Genomic DNA, 15411 nt, shown 5'->3' with positions numbered 1-15411 from the left:
GTTTTGGCAAACAAACTAGGGAAGAAAATAGACAGAGAAACAGGACATGAATTTTCTTCCAAGCAGACATAGGTTCTATTAGTTTCGACTAAATTCCCTTCGTAATTGTGCAGAGTTTTGCGTAAATCCCCAAGAAATTGTAAGTTTCTAGATCAATAGACGTAATTTCTCTAATATTTCCATTTTTTTGGGATACTTCCACAGAGGCATCTCCGAGGGCTAGGAGACCCAAATAGGACTTGGCACAAGCAATTCCTTCCTTAGTGGCAGGATTACCTGTTTCCATCGTACTAATCCTTTGGTTCTCGTAGAGAAGGCCTTGGGTTCCAAATCCAGAACTGGCACAGGAATGAAAAAAGATAAAAATTAAAAAACAGAATGTTTGGACCAGCCTGAGTTTTGAATAGGATTGGTTATTTTTTAAGTTCCTGGTCCAAAATTTCTGAAAGTTTGTTTTGTAAATGGATGATGTCGTCATAAAGTTTTTTAATTTGTTCTTCTTTCTTTCGAATTTTTTCAGTAAGTGCTTCGAGTGATTTATTAGAGGATATGTTTTTTTTGGAATGGAATTCTTTTAGTTTGAATTCAATTTCCTCATAAATGAGTCCACTTTTCAGTTTCTTTGCAAATTCAGTTAGTGAGTCAATGTTTTGTTTCATCGTCCTGTGATTCGTAAACAAAGTTCTTGGAAAAAGAAATATTGGTTTTTATAATAATGATCCAAACTGTGGATTTCTTTAGGACGGGAATGGTAAGATATAAATTCTAAACTAGCATTCCCAATACTCACCAAACCAAAGTAATTCGTAGTACAAGATTCCACAAATGTATCTGTCGGCATAGGTACCTTTCCTGGAGAAAACCATCCTTCTTGTCCTTTATTTTGGAAAATTGTTACAGAAGGATTTCCAATTTGAAAACTTAAACATTGAAAAAAAAAGATACAAATTGAAATCAATAGACCACGTTTCATACTACTGGTTTGTATCAAAGAAGTAGAAATAGGAAAAACGAATTCCACGATCGATTGCATTGTCTTCTTTTGGCAAAATACCTAAGAGAAGGGAAAAACTAAAAGTTCCAAAGTTTTCGGTATTCATTGAGATTCCTGGATAAAAATTAAAATATCTTAAATTTTTATCGGCCACTCGATCGACTGGTTCTCTGTATTCCAATTCTGTAAAGATACGAACGGAATCAGCGATGGAAAAAGATGGTGCAATTCCTACTTGGTAATAACGTTTAAATTCCTGCAGGCTAGATTCTTTCCCATGTCGATTCGTTTCCGTTTGAAAACGAAACTCAGACATGATTTGGAAAATTCCGTATTTATAGCCCAATCCAAAATTAGGTCTAAATAAATAAAAATCAGGATTTTCTCTTTCTCTAAATTCAGCGTTTCTTTTTTTATCATAGAGCCTTAAACCGGCTCCGATTAAAAATTGGGAAGATCCATTTTCATATACTTTCCCATATTTAATCCCTGCATTCCAACGATCCCAAGTGATTTCTCTTGCGGTGTCGGTTTGTGAATAGTCTGTTCGACCAAAAGAAGAAATAACAGAAAACGAATTTGAAAATTTGTATTCCCCTTCAACATTAATGTCTTTGTTTATTTCTTTGACTCCATTGAAGTCTTTATGCCAATAACCTATGTTTCCTCTAACCTTTGTATATAAAGCTACTGGTTCAATTTGTAACGGGTGTGCAAACCCAGTATTAGTAGTTGGCTGAGCATATAAGGAAGAAACCAATGAAATTAAAAAGAGGTATATGATGATTATATTTTTCATATTAAAATCCTATATTGGTAATTGGATAAATTAATCTTGCGAATTTATCAGCAAGATACGTATATCCTAAGTTATTTGCATGAATGCAATCTAACATAAATTCAGCTCGCGAAAACGGTTTTCCACCTAAAGTATTTCTTAGGTCCGTATAAAGAAGGGTGGGTTCTTCGCGAATGGTATCAAGTAGTAAGTTATTAAATGCATCTAATTGTGTTGAGGTAAACACAGCTGCATCTGGAACAACAAGTCCAATGCGATCAAACTTCGATTTACATCCTTCATCTGAACCGGCTATGACAGGCGCCATATATGGATTCGGATAGTCATAACCATGAATGATCCACTTAAGGGGTTGGCCACCAAATCTAGAAACTTTGTAGGCATTTCCTGTAGCCAATAATTTTTTGAGATTTGCTTTGATGGTAGCAAAACGTTCTGCTTGCACCGCTTCCACATTTCCAATATATTCGGAAAGATTGGCTTGGATGTCATTTCCACCCAAAGATAAGATGATAACTTTCATGTCAGCTCCACCTTGGTCAATGACTTGGAATTGGAGCCCTTCGTTAACTACCTGTTGTAAGGTTTTACCACCGAGGGTGGCACCAACAAATTTATAATGAAACCGGTTTTCTAACTGAGGCCTAAGAGTTTCTACAGCTGGAAACCCAAGAAGGAGATCTGTCCAACTATCACCGATAATACCAGTTTTTGCAGGTGTTTCTCCGTTACAAATTGCGTATGTCGTGCAAAGTAAATTGGCTCCAACATCGTCAAGATAATCCTTTTTTGTATCACAATGGATGAGGAATACCAACATTCCTAACAAAACTGTGTATTTAATTCTTTTCATTGGTTTTTGTTTCCTTCCAGATATGGTCCATAATAAATGCGCAGGATAAATCGCCGGTTAGATTTACTGAAGTTCTACACATATCTAAAAAGCGGTCAACTCCAAAAAGGATAGTGATTCCTTCGATGGGAATATGAAATGTATATAAGATAGATGTGAGGATGACAAGTCCAACACCAGGAGTTGCCGCAGTTCCGATAGAGGCTGCCGTCACTGTTCCAACTAACAAAAACAAGTCTATTGTGGATAAATTGACTTGGTAAACCTGACCTAAAAAAACGGTAGCCACTGCTTGGTATAAAGCCGTTCCATCCATATTGATTGTGGCACCTAGAGGAAGTACAAAGTCGGCCACGGTTTCTTTTAATTTTAATTTTTCCTTAGCAAGTTTTAACGAATAGGGAAGGACTGAACTTGAACTAGAGGTTGAAAAACCAAGTAATGGAATTTCGCGAACTTGATTCAAAAAACGAAAAGGATTCTTTCTTGTAAGTATGAAAATCAAACTTAAATAAAAAATAAGAATGCAAAATAATCCGAAAATGACTGTCGCAATGTAAGAAACCAATCCAAATAACAAAGAAAATCCGATTTGTACCATCGCATAACTCATGAGTCCCAAAACAGCGAGTGGGGCCAATTTCATTGCAGTGGCAACTACCCATAAACAAAAACTTTCAAGGGAGTGACAAAATGCTTTGAGTGCCGCTCCAGATTCTTTGGAAGTGAGAAAAAAAACACCTAAGATCATTCCAAAAAAAACAACCGATAACATTTGTTGTTTGGACCAAACATTTACAAGGTTTTTAGGAATAATATTTGCGATAATTTCAGGAACCGGTTCTTCATTTTGTTTTAAATCCGTTTTTGCGATCGTTGTGTTTGTAACGACTGATTGCGTTTGAATTTGATTTCCTGGTTTAATCACCAATGCGAGCGATATTCCAATACTGACTGAAACAATAGTTGTAAAAATAAAATAGAGAAGTGTTTTACTTCCCAAACTCCAAAGATCCTTTAAATTTTTTAAACTAGAAACACCAAGTGCGATGGAGACAATCACTAAAGGAATCATAATCATCTGGAGCAAATTTAAAAAAATATCTCCAGGTAGTTTCATCCATGATAAATAAGGTTTTAAAACAAGTGAGGATACAAAACCTGTTTCTGGATTTAGTAGGATACCAAATAATAAACCTAACAACAAAGATGCGAAAATTTGGATCCAGAAAGGAATTTTGGGAAAGAACATTCCCAAATTCTATTTTTTTGAAATTCTCTGTAAATGAATTAAATACTGATGTAAGTTTGGAAAAGGCGAATTCTATGAAAAATAGTCGCACCATTTTTGATTTTTCGAATTTCGATCGTGTAATCATCCTTGGCACGTTGGATTTCTTTCATAGTTTTATGTAGGACTGCTTTTTTTTCAGGACGATTGTCCCATTTGTAAGCGGCTTCCTGGCGCATTAATTTTTCTTCTAATTGGCGAATGGTTTTTTGGTGAGAAAGTTCCACTTTGTATTCTTCCTTCTGGAAAATCGAAAGTGTTTCTTTTCTTAGAGTTTCTTTTTTAGATTCTGCTTCCGATTCAACAATCGGATAACAATGGATAAATGCTTCTTCTAATTTGGAAAGTGAAATTTCTTTCTCTGGAACGTAGGATTTTGCATCGATCCATTCTGTTGGTTTTTCCGTAAGAACTAAAGATTTCTTTTTCTTTAAGTCATATTCTATGAAAAACAGATCTTTTCGTTTGAGAGAGAAATCAAATTCCACCTGGAACACAAATAAAATTTTTTGTCCTAGGTTATTTGAAAATAGGTACTTTTTTTTACGTCCGATATCGCTTTGTGTGAGTAACTCTGTAACTTTTTCTACAAAGGGATGACCAAAAGCAAGAAATTCCAATGAATCATTGGTTAAAGCAAGGTCTGAATCAAAGGTAGCTTTTTTAAGTTTTCCATCTGCGTTTTTATATTCGTAAGACCCTTTCCCAACCGAGGTCAATGTTCCTGGTAGGTGAGCTTGGAAAAATTTGGAACCTTGGGCAACCACTTCTTCCAAATGACTATTATTCCATTCTCTTTCTTCAAGTGTATGATCGTAATAATCTTTTAGATTAAAATCTAAAACCTTGGGAGTTACAAGAGCATTGAGTTTTTCAAAGCCTTTTTGAGCTACTTGAATTCTAAGATCAAATTCTGTTTCTAACTCTTCTTTTGTTTTTGTACCAGTAACAAACTTCATAAGACTAGAGTTGAAATCTAATTCCTCTTCAATCGTTCCGAGCAAATCATCAGAAGCACCAATGGATTCTTCAAACAAACGAATTTTATTGGTCAGAACTTCTAAAATTCTTTCGGCCACTGTATCTTTGGAAGCAAAGTTAAAGATATAAACATTATCTTTTTGACCGAAACGATGGATCCTTCCAATCCGTTGTTCGATCTTGAGTGGGCTCCAAGGTAAGTCGTAATTAAAAAGGATATTTGCAAATTGTAAGTTACGACCTTCGCCACCAGCTTCCGTACAAATTAAAACTTCGTAGTCTTCTTTAAACTTTTGGATAGCAACTTCTTTTTCATCCATGCTAAGAGAGCCGTGGAAAGGAGAAACCTTGAAATCAGGTTCTAGAACCGATTGCAAATGATCTTGTGTCGTTCTAAATTGCGTGAAGATAATGAATTTTTTATGGCCTTCTTTTTTTAAACGATATAAGGTTTCTCTTAATTTCTGAGTTTTTTTGTCTTCTTTGATTTGTTTTCCCAAATGGATGAGGCGGTTCAGTGTAAAAAGCTCTCGTTTGATCCTTTGGAAACTAGACATTTCTTCATCTTCTAATTCAGAAATAAAATCTTCGACACCTTCTGTTTCATCTAAATCCCAATCATCCAAAGTGGTTTCATGTTCTTTCATGTAATGGAATTTGGATTCCAACATAAACTTTCTTTTTTGTAAGGCAGAAAGTAGTGCAATGACAGATGAATCCAAAAGTTTTTGGAATACCACCATTACAAATCCAATGGCACGGTTTTTGGTCCCCATTGCCATATTGTATTCTCTTTTTACATAATCTGTAGTCTCATCGTAAAATGCTCGTTCGATGGGAGAGAGATCAATCCTAACTGTTTTTGCAAATCGTTTGGTAAATCCACCCACTTCCACTTTACGACGGCGAAGGAGAACCTTGGAAATTTTTTCTTTTAAGTCACCTTTTTGACCAACCACATAATCATTAACGAAGGTATGGTATGGCCCAAGAATATTGGGATCGACTAGGTGCATGAGGTAAAAAAGTTCTTCTAGTTTTCCTCGGAATGGAGTCGCTGTGAGAAGGAGGAGGCATTCTGTTTTTCTAGCAATTTTTTCAGCAAATAAATATCCACGAGTGATTTTGGAATAATCACGACGAAGTCTATGGGCTTCATCAAAAACAACGATGTCCCATTTGGTTCCAAGGATTTCTTCGGCATACCTTGGGTTTTTAATAAAATCAATGGAGGTGATGATTTTATTAAAGTTCCTCCAATGGTCAGGACCGTTGGTAACAAAATTCCTTCTACGAACAATCGCAAACTCTTCATTGAATTTGTTTTTCATCTCCTGTTGCCATTGGACAAGTAAGGGAGATGGGGCAACCACAAGGACTCGTTTGAGCCCACGTCGGAACATAAGTTCTTTAACAGCAAGACCAGCTTCAATCGTTTTTCCAAGTCCTACTTCATCTGCTAAAATGAATCTTGGTTTTAAACTATTGGCTACAATGAATGTAGATTCAATCTGATGAGGAAGTAAACGAGTTCGAGAATTTGAAAGTGAGGATAGTTTATTAAAATTATAAGTAAGTTTGAGTTGGCTTGCATCAAGTGCCAAGTCCATAGCTTTGGGAAATTCTTCCCATTCACGAAGTGATTGTGGGTATTGGTTTAAAAATTTTAATTGTTTGTTGGATTTATTAACTGTTCTAAAAATCTCTTTTGATTCAAAAAACAGTTCTACAGAAGTAGCAGTCTCTTTTGTGACTTTTGCAAGACCTAACTCCGGTTCGTCTACAAGGAATCCGTATTCATTTGTTTGTTTTGGTTCAACAGTTGTTTCAAAATCTAAACTTAATTGAGTAGGGATATCCATCAAACTCCTTTCTGATTTCCCCAAAGCACTTTGTGAATTTGAAGCGACAAACGACACTTAGGTGGATTGTCAACTTTGATCCATTCAACCAGTTCTTTGGCATCCACTTCCCCGTGGACAGGCGAATATAATATATTTGTGTGTATTTTTTGTTCGCGAATGACTTCGATACTTCTATCAAAGTCGATTCTATCTCGCACAACGAACTTGATTTCGTCAAGTGAATTATGTCTCTTTTCTAGAATCCGGAAATTTTCCAGATCCATTCGGTCTTCCATGCCCGAACCTGGTAATTTGTAGTCCATAGTGAAAATAAAAAAAGCATCTTCGGTGATTCTTTCGCTTCCATTGGTTTCCACACGCGCCGCAGGATAGGGCAAACCGGCTTCTGTTCTATGTTTATAAATTTTATTGGCAATAGAAATGGATAGATCACGGTTTTTCCCTTCTAAGGGTTCCCCTCCAGAAAGTAGAACTTGGTAACCATGATGAGGATCTAAGTTTTCTAAATCCATCCAAATCGATTCTAAACTTTTTTCTTCACCTTGGTTCGGGCCTAAGGCATAAGCTGTGTCACACCATAACGATCTTGATTCTGTTTTGCCACACCGTAAGGAACATCCGGCAAACCGGATAAAAACTGTTGGGATCCCTTGTGAAATTCCTTCGCCAGAAATAGAAGAATAGATTTCGTGAATTTTTCCAAACATTGTGATGATTCCTTCGATGTCAGATTAAACTAAATTGTTCTTGCGAAAACATTTATTCAGAATTTCATTTTATGTTCATGTACGTAGAAGCGAAATTGGAATATCCTCTGATCCAAGAAAAAGAGCTACAAGAAAACCATTTGTTGCTTCGATTTCGTACTCCAGCCAATCCAAAAATTGCAGAACGTAAACCATTAGTGATAGGTCTTGCTGTGGACAAAAGTTGGTCCATGAAAGGTGAAAAAATGGAAGCAGTGATTGAAGCTTCTTGTGCGTTAGTCAATTGGCTAACCAGACATGATGCTGTATCCATCATTGCTTATTCTGCTGATGTACAACTCATCCAACCAGTCACTCACCTAACAGAAAAAGTCTCTGTAACAGATAAAATTCGAAATATCCAAGTAGCCACGTCTACAAATTTAAGTGGCGGATGGTTGTCCGCTTTAAAAAGTCTCAGTTTGTCCAAAATCCCGAACTCCTATAAACGAGTTTTATTACTCACCGATGGAAATCCAACTTCAGGAATCAAAGAAAGAGATGCATTGGTAAAAATTGCAGCGGATCATTTGGCGATGGGTATCTCCACAACAACCATTGGTGTGGGAAATGATTTTAATGAAGAGATGTTGGTGGAAATAGCAAAGGCCGGAGGTGGAAATTTTCATTACATCGATAATCCAGAAAAAGCCTCGGATATATTTTTCGATGAATTTGGTGACATTGGGGCCCTATATGCACAAGCCATTGATGTAGAGTTACAACTAGCTCCTGGTGTTCGATTGAAACAGGTGTTGTCAGAAACATCTCACCAGATATTGGAAGAATTCGATGAATTTCTTGGTGATTCCAAAACCATTTCCAGACAAAAAATCAATCTCCAATTAGGTGATCTCAGAGCCGATGATATCCGCAACTTAGTGTTACGATTGGAAATAGATGATCGATTAAACCAAACAGATTCCCCTTTATGTGAAGTAAACGTATCTTATTATAATTTGTTACAACAAAATGCCTTAGAATCTGTAAAAGAAAACTTTGAGTTTCCCAAAGGAAACAACAAAGGAAAACAAGACCCTGATGTATTAGTTGAGATTTTGATTGCCAATGCAACTACAGGGATCAAAGAAATTACCGATTTTATCAAACGTGGTCATGTAGAAGACGCCAAAGCATTGTTATTTGGTCTTATTCAGGACATTAAAAATAATTTACACTTTGCTCCGAATGCACTGGGTTCAGTCCTTGGTCGTCTCCAGGTTTTAGAAACAAAAATTACAACAAAATCAGATGATTTGAACAAACATTTATTTATGAATTCACAGATCATGATGAAAGGTCCAGAAAAGTTGGATTTAAAAGATGTGTTAGTTCATGATGAAATTTTGGAATACAGAGTCACTGGTGATATTGATTTGTACAAATGCCCCGAGATAAAACTTTTTATGGAACAAAAGATTTCTGAAGGTTTTCGGTATGTAATATTTGATTTTTCCAATACATCTCATATTGATTCTTCTGCGATTGGAATGGTGATTCAGATTGTGGGTTGGCTCAGGAGACGGGGTGGAGAACTTGTGGTTGCCAACATCCATGATTCAGTAAAAAAAATTTTTGAAATCACTAGGTTGTACAACCACATTCGCGTGGCTGAAAATGTTTCCTCTGCCAATGAAATTTTACAGAGGATTATTTATGCAAACGAAGGAGATAAAAACAGTTAGTTGGTTATGCCAACCAACGTTCTGCTTCTTCGATCGCTTCTTTTAAATCACCAACTAAACCTGGCGCGATTGCGATTCCTTTTTGAGTGGGTTTTAGTTCTCCGTTGGGATCGGTATACCAAACTCGAATGTTAAAAAAAGTTTGGCCTTTGTATTCGGAGATTTCCACGCGGATGACTTCTCCTCGCCCTTTGTCAATGTCTCGAATGATTCCTGTTTTTGCCATTTTAGTACGTCTCTACAAAAAGTTGTTCTTTTTCCTCTAGGTGTTTTTTGAAATCATCATACGAAAGATCAGTTCCGCAAGCAGATATGATTTCTTGTATGACTCCTTTTTCCATTCCCTTAGGACCGCCACAAATATAAAACTTACCGTTTCCATTGACAGCATTTTTAATGGATTCGGCATTTTCTTTTGCGCGGTGAGTGATGTACATCTTTCCGCCATCAAAGGAATTTTTATCTTCTCGGCTAATCGCTGTTACGAAATGGAAGTTGGAATGGTTTTTGGACATATCTTCAAAATAATCGCGAAGTACGATTTCATCTGAATATGGTGCTCCGTAGATTAACCATACATTTCCCTGAAAGTTAATTAGTTTTTGAACCAGAAGTTCTTCCACCATTCCAAAAAAAGGACTAATTCCAGTTCCTGTAGCAAAAAAGAAAATATCACCAGAAAAGTCAGTTTGTGGAAGTAGGAATTTTTTTCCAGCGGGACCAGTCATCGTGACTGTGTCACCTGGTTTTAAGTCACAAAGATAATTGGAACAAACTCCTTTATGGAGAAGATTTCCATTTTCATCGTACACATTGTCTCTTTTGACCACAAATTCAATATTGTCCTTGGTTTGCCCAAAACTAAAAGATGGGGAAGCAATAGAATACAGCCGGATGGTATACGATGGGTCGGCCGAACCCTTAGCTTCTTTTTCCGGATCTACACCTGGAGGAATGATTCCGGCACTTTGCCCGATCATATAAGGATAAGTATTATGGTCGATAGCAATCGTGATCCGATGTACCGCAGAATCGCCTTCTTTTGATGGGCGCTTTCCTTTTCCTGGTTCGGGAGTCAAACGGGTATTTGCCAAAACTTGGGCTTGAAGGGGATTTGATTTTTTGAACAGATTGATCTGAGGGGTAAGCAAAGTCGTCCTCGTAACAGGTGGTTTTTGGTCAAGTTTGGCATTCCGATCGTTCGGGAAAAGGAGAACTTAGAGTTTTCATTTTTCCTCTTCAGAATTATGTCTCTTCTTGACTCCTTTTTTGGAGTTTTTAAACTTTAGTCATTCCGGCCCTCCCGCCGATCTTAAAGACAACCGGGAAAACAATTTGCATGAGATCAACTGAAGCACAAGAAAAGAAACCGTCACCAGTTCCCAATACCGTTCTTCATCAAAAATTGGAGTCTTTCACCAATACAATGCTCCAATCAATGCAAACCAAAACCAAAGAGGAAAAAACCTGGGCAGTTCTCTCCATGAAGGGAGAAATTTTGGCTTATGGAAATCGCCTTCCTCAAATCGAACGTAATTCCGATTCTTTATTTTCTATTTAATTTTTGAGGTTTTATGTTTAGTCTTAACAAAACTTACTTTTTAAATTATCAACTAGCAATTGTTAGCTTATCATTATTTATATTTCCTAATTTTGTCTCAGCAGAACCGTATGGAATGGCAGGTTGTGGTCTTGGGTCTATGGTTCCCGCATGGAAAAATGATATCGGGCAAGTGTTAGCTGCGACAACGAATGTAAGTTTATCCTCTCAAACATTTGGAATCACTTCTGGAACTTCTAATTGCACCACTGATGGAATTGTCCGTGCCGACCGAGCCCAAGAAGTATTTGTGGCCTATAATGAAGAACCTTTGGAATTAGAAACTGCTAAAGGCTCAGGCGAAAGAATTCGAGCCATAGCTTCTTTGTTAGGTTGTCCTACTCATAGCAATGAGTTAGGAAAACTAATGAAGGAAAAACATTCTTTTATTTTTGAACCTACAAAAGGGGAAGAATCTAAAATTAGATCGAAAATTATCTTATCTCGGCTAAAAACGAAAATTGCGGAAAATCCAGAACTGAAACAAGCCTGTGTATATTAGTCTCGAATGACACGAGAGATTTCAGAATTAAAGCGATGTGCGGCTTCTGTTTGGTTGAGGTACCCGTAAGCACCTAATTCAAATAAAAAGGCTGCAGTGATTCCATAACTTCCATCCGGCACGGAGTCACACCCTTTTTTCCCCGCAGGATGGATCTTCCAATCGCGTGGATTAAGGAATTGAAAGTTTTCGGGACACACCACGTGGCCATAATTTTTTCCGTCTGCATGTCTTGCTTCGTGTAAAAGCACTAAAACCCGATCCAAACGATTTAAACTAAAAAAGGCTCGCCCAAGTAATACATCGCCGTCTTGGTACATGGCTATGAATTCTCCTGTGGAACCGTATGAATATTTGTTAATCCGAGACTGGATCCAACGAGAAAGTTTTTTCCCAGAAAAAGCAAATTTAAAAATAGATTCGAATTGAGTGAGGCGATTGTAAGTAGGTTTGTCGATTTTGATTCGTTTCGGTTCTAAAGTTTCCAAATAGGAAAAAGATTCTTTTAAAACTTTGGTTTGTTTTGCGTTTAACTTAGATTCATCGGAGTACAGTTCTAGTCCTGAAAAACAATAAAGAACAAAAACAACAAAACTTGTCTTAAGCGAATTATGTTCAAAAAGTGGCTTGGAGTCCACCATAGTAAAACCTGGGACGAATAGGATTGTAAGTAAGCTCGTATTGGTCTAGGACGTTGTCCACTCCTAAAAACAGAGACATCCTTCCTTCGAAGAATTTTTTCTCCATTCTAACGTTGAGTAAGGTGAAGGGTTTCCCATAGACAACTTTGTTATTCTCTTCTACACTTTTCGTTTGTTGGTCGATCAGAGCTGTACTGGATCCAGATGTGAAGTCGTTGGTTGTACTATAAAACGGCCGTTTGTCTAAACGTTTGGCACGGAGAGCAAATTCCCAACCGCCAGGAGCATTTACAAAAAAGTTCATCGTTCCTTGGTGAAGTGCCCTTCCTTCTAAGGGTCTATCTGTCGTTAGGTCCCTTGTGTCGGTTTGGTTGTAACCTAATTCCAAAGCAAAGTATTTGAGAAAACGAACGCGGGAGCCTGCTTCCACACCTCTTGTATAAGCACGTTGTATGTTCTTTAATTGGAAATTAGCAAACTCACTAGTTCTTGTTCCAAAACTATATTGAATGAGATCGGTTATGTCATTTCGAAAGATACTGAGAGAAAGTGTCCAAAATTTAAAAGGCGTATATTCGATATCTGCGTTGACAGTGGTTGATTTTTCAGGACGCAGTTTATCATTTCCATCAACAACGTATCCAACACCAGGATTTTCAAATCGTAAGTACAACTCTCTAAAGGAAGGCGGGCGAAAACCTTTTCCGTAACTCGCACGAAAGACTAAATCACTAGTGATATCAACTTTGGTTGCGATTTTGGGAGTGGTTTGACCGCCAAACTGTGAATCCACGTCGTGACGAACTCCGGGAACTAGTCGCCAAACAAAACCTTGACGCCAAATAATCCATTCATCTTGAATAAATGCAGCCCTTCTTGTTCGATAGGCATTTCTTCTTTGTAATCGGTCAGATTGTAATTCTTCAGAGTATGATTCTACTCCGGCAGTAACCATGTGGTCTTTATTGATTTCGTGATCAATTTGAGCGACACCTTGCGAGGAAAATTCGTTGGTAAATTCTTTAACGTCCAACTCATTCGAATTTCTTTGGTCCAACTTATAATGATTTTCCCAACGAGAAAAATTTCCACGTAAGGAAACCATATTACGTTTTCCGTATGTGTATTCTAATGCACCTAATCCAAGAAAATCGTTTGTTAAGTTAGTTCTATCAAAAACTCCACCATTGGATCTAGAATCAATCCCAGCCTGGTTACGATTGAGATAATTAATTCCAGTTTTAACTTTAAATTGACCATCAGGATTGAAAGTCATGTTTCCACCTACGTTGGCATCTTGGAAGGCGTTTCCTGTAGTTGCAGGAGTTTTGGGATCTAAATCATAAGCAGCAGATTGGTTGAAGCCACCAAAAAAATTAGAAGCAACAAAATCATTTTTGAAACCTACATCGGCGATCATATTCTTTTCGCCTTGGCTTCCGAAATTGGTTTGTCTTCCATTTCCATAGGAAGTTCGGAACTGGTAATGTTCTGGTTTTTCAGCTTGTTTGGTGATGATATTGATCACACCACCAATAGCATCGGCTCCATATAATGAAGACGAACTTCCTTTTACAATTTCGATTCGCTCTATGTTTTGAACTTTAAATCGTGTTAGGTCGATAGTATTGTTGAGTCGACCAGCAACACGTTGTCCATCTACTAGGAATAATACATATTTTGAATCCAAACCCAACATTTGGACTTGAGAACCGCCAAAAAAAGGAGTAACATTGATTCCCAGTTGTGTATCAAGCACCTCACCTAAGTTACGTGCGCCGGTTTGTTCAATTCGTTTACGAGAAATTACTTCTGTAGCCACAGCAGAGTCTTTGAGTCGTCGTTCTCCGCGAGAACCTGTGACTACAATACCATTTTTATTATCCAAATCTTTAAATCGGTCAACTTCTTCTGGTGGATTCTCTTCTTTATTTCCCTCTTGGGAAGCGTTTGTATTAGGAGTTGGAATGTCTCCGTTTTGAGGATTTGGATTGTTTGTATTCGTGTCTGTAGTTACAGGAGTTGTTGGAACTGTTGGTGTTTTCTCAACGGTTTTTGTATTCTTTCCGTTTTCACGGGGTTTGGATTGAGAATGAACTTCTCCTATAAACAATAAAAAAAGACAAAGGATTGGTAATAGGAACGGATTAAATAAATACATTAGGGAAGTTTTTTCCATCGGATGGTCGGATAACCGGAAGTTCCCGCATCACTATAATAGTTTTCAATATGAACTGCATAAATAGAAGAACCGGTTCCAGAACGAATTAGATAGATATCGGATTTCGGTGTTAAATTTCCAATCGTGTAGTTGTACCATTCTGTCATTAAAGAGTTTCCTACGTATACGGCACCAGCACCACCGATACCTTGCGTAGTGGATGAAGTATCAATGGTAAAAGTACTACAACCTTGGCTAGCCGCAGAAGTAGAACTTGCAACAGAAAAATCTGTTGTATTACTTTTGCAGGCTCCACCCAAACCAGAACGATTGGTTTCCCCTGAATTTGTTGCCACCTTATATCGGTTAAAAGCAATGTCCCAGGTTAACTTATCTTTATCAGAAAAAGGGATTTGTTTATTTCCTTCAAAATAGAAATAAATATAAAAATCTAAATTACTAGCGTTGAAGCGAGTGAGGTAACTCCCGTCCGCTTGTAAACGGGAGAAAACAATTTTATCCAGAGCATTAGGATTCCCCGCATTGATTGCATTGATAATCAATTGATTGACTATAATTTCTTGGTCCGTCAGGGCTTTCTCCTGACGGGCGCAAAAAAAGAATCCGATGGCAACCAGGCAAATGTAAATCCTTCGCATACTATAGAAATATTAAAGTGCTATGGAATAACTAATTTCTGCTGCTTGTCCATTCTTAGGTATTGCATAAATCAAAATATAAACACCTGAAGTATTTGCACCTGCAGTCAGCGTGATAGTCCCTGTTCCATCTAATTTGTAAGCATTCTCGAAAGAATTATCCACAGATAGACTTCCTCCAGTGGTGATTCCCGTTTTGATTACTTTTGTGGCATCTAGAGGACAAGATCCAGAACCGTAGACAATGATTTCTGACTTTCCATTTAACGTAAATGTGACAGCGCCAGTACTTGCATATTTTAAGACAGCAGTAGGATGACCTACAACAGGAACACTGCTTGTTTTTGAAATGGTTCCAGAACCAACTCCAGAAGTTGTGGTCCAAGTATTGAGTGATTTGCCAGCCGCAGCTACAGAGCAGTCCCCAGCCATGTTAAACAAAGAACCAACAGCCACTAACGTAAGAAGGTCTTTGTCGTTATTTTCTTTTTTTTCACACTGAAAAGAAAGTCCGGCGATCAAACTCAAAAGAATTAATAATTTTGTCTTATTTTGAAGGGATTTCATAGAACCTCGGTCATTTTTATCCAGGCTTAAAGACTGGTAATGAGAATCAAATTCATTTTATTGATTG

At 37.4% G+C, this 15411-nt stretch carries 17 protein-coding genes; 3 read left to right on the top strand and 14 right to left on the bottom strand.

Going from position 1 to position 15411, the window contains the following annotated elements; genetic code table 11:
- Nucleotides 1-88: 88 nt before the first annotated feature.
- Genes EHQ31_RS19020 through EHQ31_RS13710 form a run of 8 tightly spaced genes read right to left on the bottom strand, consistent with a single transcriptional unit; the run spans nt 89 to nt 7490 of the window.
- Nucleotides 89-478, bottom strand: coding sequence for a TRL-like family protein (locus tag EHQ31_RS19020; protein WP_246837070.1), 390 nt, complete (start codon nt 476-478; stop codon nt 89-91).
- A complete protein-coding gene (locus EHQ31_RS13740) occupies nt 414-659 on the bottom strand; it encodes a hypothetical protein (RefSeq protein ID WP_135572780.1) in 246 nt (81 codons plus the stop codon). Before EHQ31_RS13740 ends, EHQ31_RS19020 begins: the two co-directional genes overlap by 65 nt.
- Nucleotides 656-973 (bottom strand): TRL domain-containing protein, encoded by a 318-nt coding sequence (locus EHQ31_RS13735; RefSeq protein ID WP_135572782.1) that lies wholly within the window; start codon nt 971-973, stop codon nt 656-658. The genes EHQ31_RS13740 and EHQ31_RS13735 overlap by 4 nt, the downstream gene beginning before the upstream one ends.
- 1 nt (nt 974) lies before the next feature.
- Nucleotides 975-1793, bottom strand: coding sequence for a hypothetical protein (locus EHQ31_RS13730; RefSeq protein WP_135572784.1), 819 nt, complete (start codon nt 1791-1793; stop codon nt 975-977).
- 1 nt (nt 1794) lies between these two features.
- On the bottom strand, nt 1795-2646 hold the full coding sequence (locus tag EHQ31_RS13725) for an SGNH/GDSL hydrolase family protein (RefSeq protein WP_135572786.1): 852 nt from the start codon (nt 2644-2646) through the stop codon (nt 1795-1797).
- Nucleotides 2633-3898 carry a dicarboxylate/amino acid:cation symporter gene (locus EHQ31_RS13720; RefSeq protein WP_135572788.1) on the bottom strand — a complete coding sequence of 422 codons (1266 nt, stop codon included), beginning with the start codon at nt 3896-3898 and terminating at the stop codon, nt 2633-2635. Before EHQ31_RS13720 ends, EHQ31_RS13725 begins: the two co-directional genes overlap by 14 nt.
- 38 nt (nt 3899-3936) lie before the next feature.
- A complete protein-coding gene (locus EHQ31_RS13715) occupies nt 3937-6780 on the bottom strand; it encodes a DEAD/DEAH box helicase (RefSeq protein WP_135572790.1) in 2844 nt (947 codons plus the stop codon).
- Complete coding sequence (locus EHQ31_RS13710) at nt 6780-7490, bottom strand: 7-carboxy-7-deazaguanine synthase QueE (RefSeq protein WP_135572792.1); 711 nt, start codon at nt 7488-7490, stop codon at nt 6780-6782. The genes EHQ31_RS13715 and EHQ31_RS13710 overlap by 1 nt, the downstream gene beginning before the upstream one ends.
- A gap of 71 nt (nt 7491-7561) precedes the next feature.
- Between EHQ31_RS13710 and EHQ31_RS13705 the strand changes: the two genes are divergently transcribed.
- Nucleotides 7562-9214: an anti-sigma factor antagonist gene (locus EHQ31_RS13705; protein ID WP_167481664.1), complete on the top strand. Its 1653-nt coding sequence runs from the start codon at nt 7562-7564 to the stop codon at nt 9212-9214.
- Nucleotides 9215-9218: 4 nt separating this feature from the next.
- Here the strand turns inward: EHQ31_RS13705 and EHQ31_RS13700 are convergent, their stop codons facing one another.
- Both EHQ31_RS13700 and EHQ31_RS13695 read right to left on the bottom strand, forming a co-directional pair.
- A complete protein-coding gene (locus EHQ31_RS13700; RefSeq protein WP_135572794.1) occupies nt 9219-9440 on the bottom strand; it encodes a transcriptional coactivator p15/PC4 family protein in 222 nt (73 codons plus the stop codon).
- A 1-nt stretch (nt 9441) separates the two neighbouring features.
- Nucleotides 9442-10365 (bottom strand): FAD-binding oxidoreductase, encoded by a 924-nt coding sequence (locus EHQ31_RS13695; RefSeq protein ID WP_135572796.1) that lies wholly within the window; start codon nt 10363-10365, stop codon nt 9442-9444.
- A gap of 188 nt (nt 10366-10553) precedes the next feature.
- Here EHQ31_RS13695 and EHQ31_RS13685 point away from each other — a divergent pair, with 188 nt between their 5' ends.
- Nucleotides 10554-10775 (top strand): hypothetical protein, encoded by a 222-nt coding sequence (locus tag EHQ31_RS13685; RefSeq protein ID WP_135572798.1) that lies wholly within the window; start codon nt 10554-10556, stop codon nt 10773-10775.
- A gap of 13 nt (nt 10776-10788) precedes the next feature.
- Nucleotides 10789-11316, top strand: coding sequence for a DUF3015 domain-containing protein (locus EHQ31_RS13680; RefSeq protein ID WP_135572800.1), 528 nt, complete (start codon nt 10789-10791; stop codon nt 11314-11316).
- Here the strand turns inward: EHQ31_RS13680 and EHQ31_RS13675 are convergent.
- The 4 genes from EHQ31_RS13675 to EHQ31_RS13660 form a co-directional block, all read right to left on the bottom strand.
- Nucleotides 11313-11957: a hypothetical protein gene (locus tag EHQ31_RS13675; RefSeq protein ID WP_135572802.1), complete on the bottom strand. Its 645-nt coding sequence runs from the start codon at nt 11955-11957 to the stop codon at nt 11313-11315. The two genes, EHQ31_RS13680 and EHQ31_RS13675, sit on opposite strands and share 4 nt — an antisense overlap.
- The gene (locus tag EHQ31_RS13670) at nt 11932-14118 is read right to left on the bottom strand and encodes a TonB-dependent receptor plug domain-containing protein (protein ID WP_135574057.1); all 2187 of its coding nucleotides are present in this window, start codon (nt 14116-14118) and stop codon (nt 11932-11934) included. The genes EHQ31_RS13675 and EHQ31_RS13670 overlap by 26 nt, the downstream gene beginning before the upstream one ends.
- Nucleotides 14118-14681, bottom strand: coding sequence for an HmuY family protein (locus EHQ31_RS13665; RefSeq protein WP_244247389.1), 564 nt, complete (start codon nt 14679-14681; stop codon nt 14118-14120). Before EHQ31_RS13665 ends, EHQ31_RS13670 begins: the two co-directional genes overlap by 1 nt.
- A gap of 108 nt (nt 14682-14789) precedes the next feature.
- Nucleotides 14790-15344, bottom strand: coding sequence for a hypothetical protein (locus EHQ31_RS13660; protein ID WP_135572804.1), 555 nt, complete (start codon nt 15342-15344; stop codon nt 14790-14792).
- Between the last annotated feature and the right edge of the window lie 67 nt (nt 15345-15411).

The organism is Leptospira montravelensis, assembly GCF_004770045.1.
Classification (GTDB): domain Bacteria; phylum Spirochaetota; class Leptospiria; order Leptospirales; family Leptospiraceae; genus Leptospira_A; species Leptospira_A montravelensis.
The sequence above is the reverse complement of the archived record's forward strand: the minus strand, read 5'-3'. Positions and strand labels throughout refer to the sequence as shown.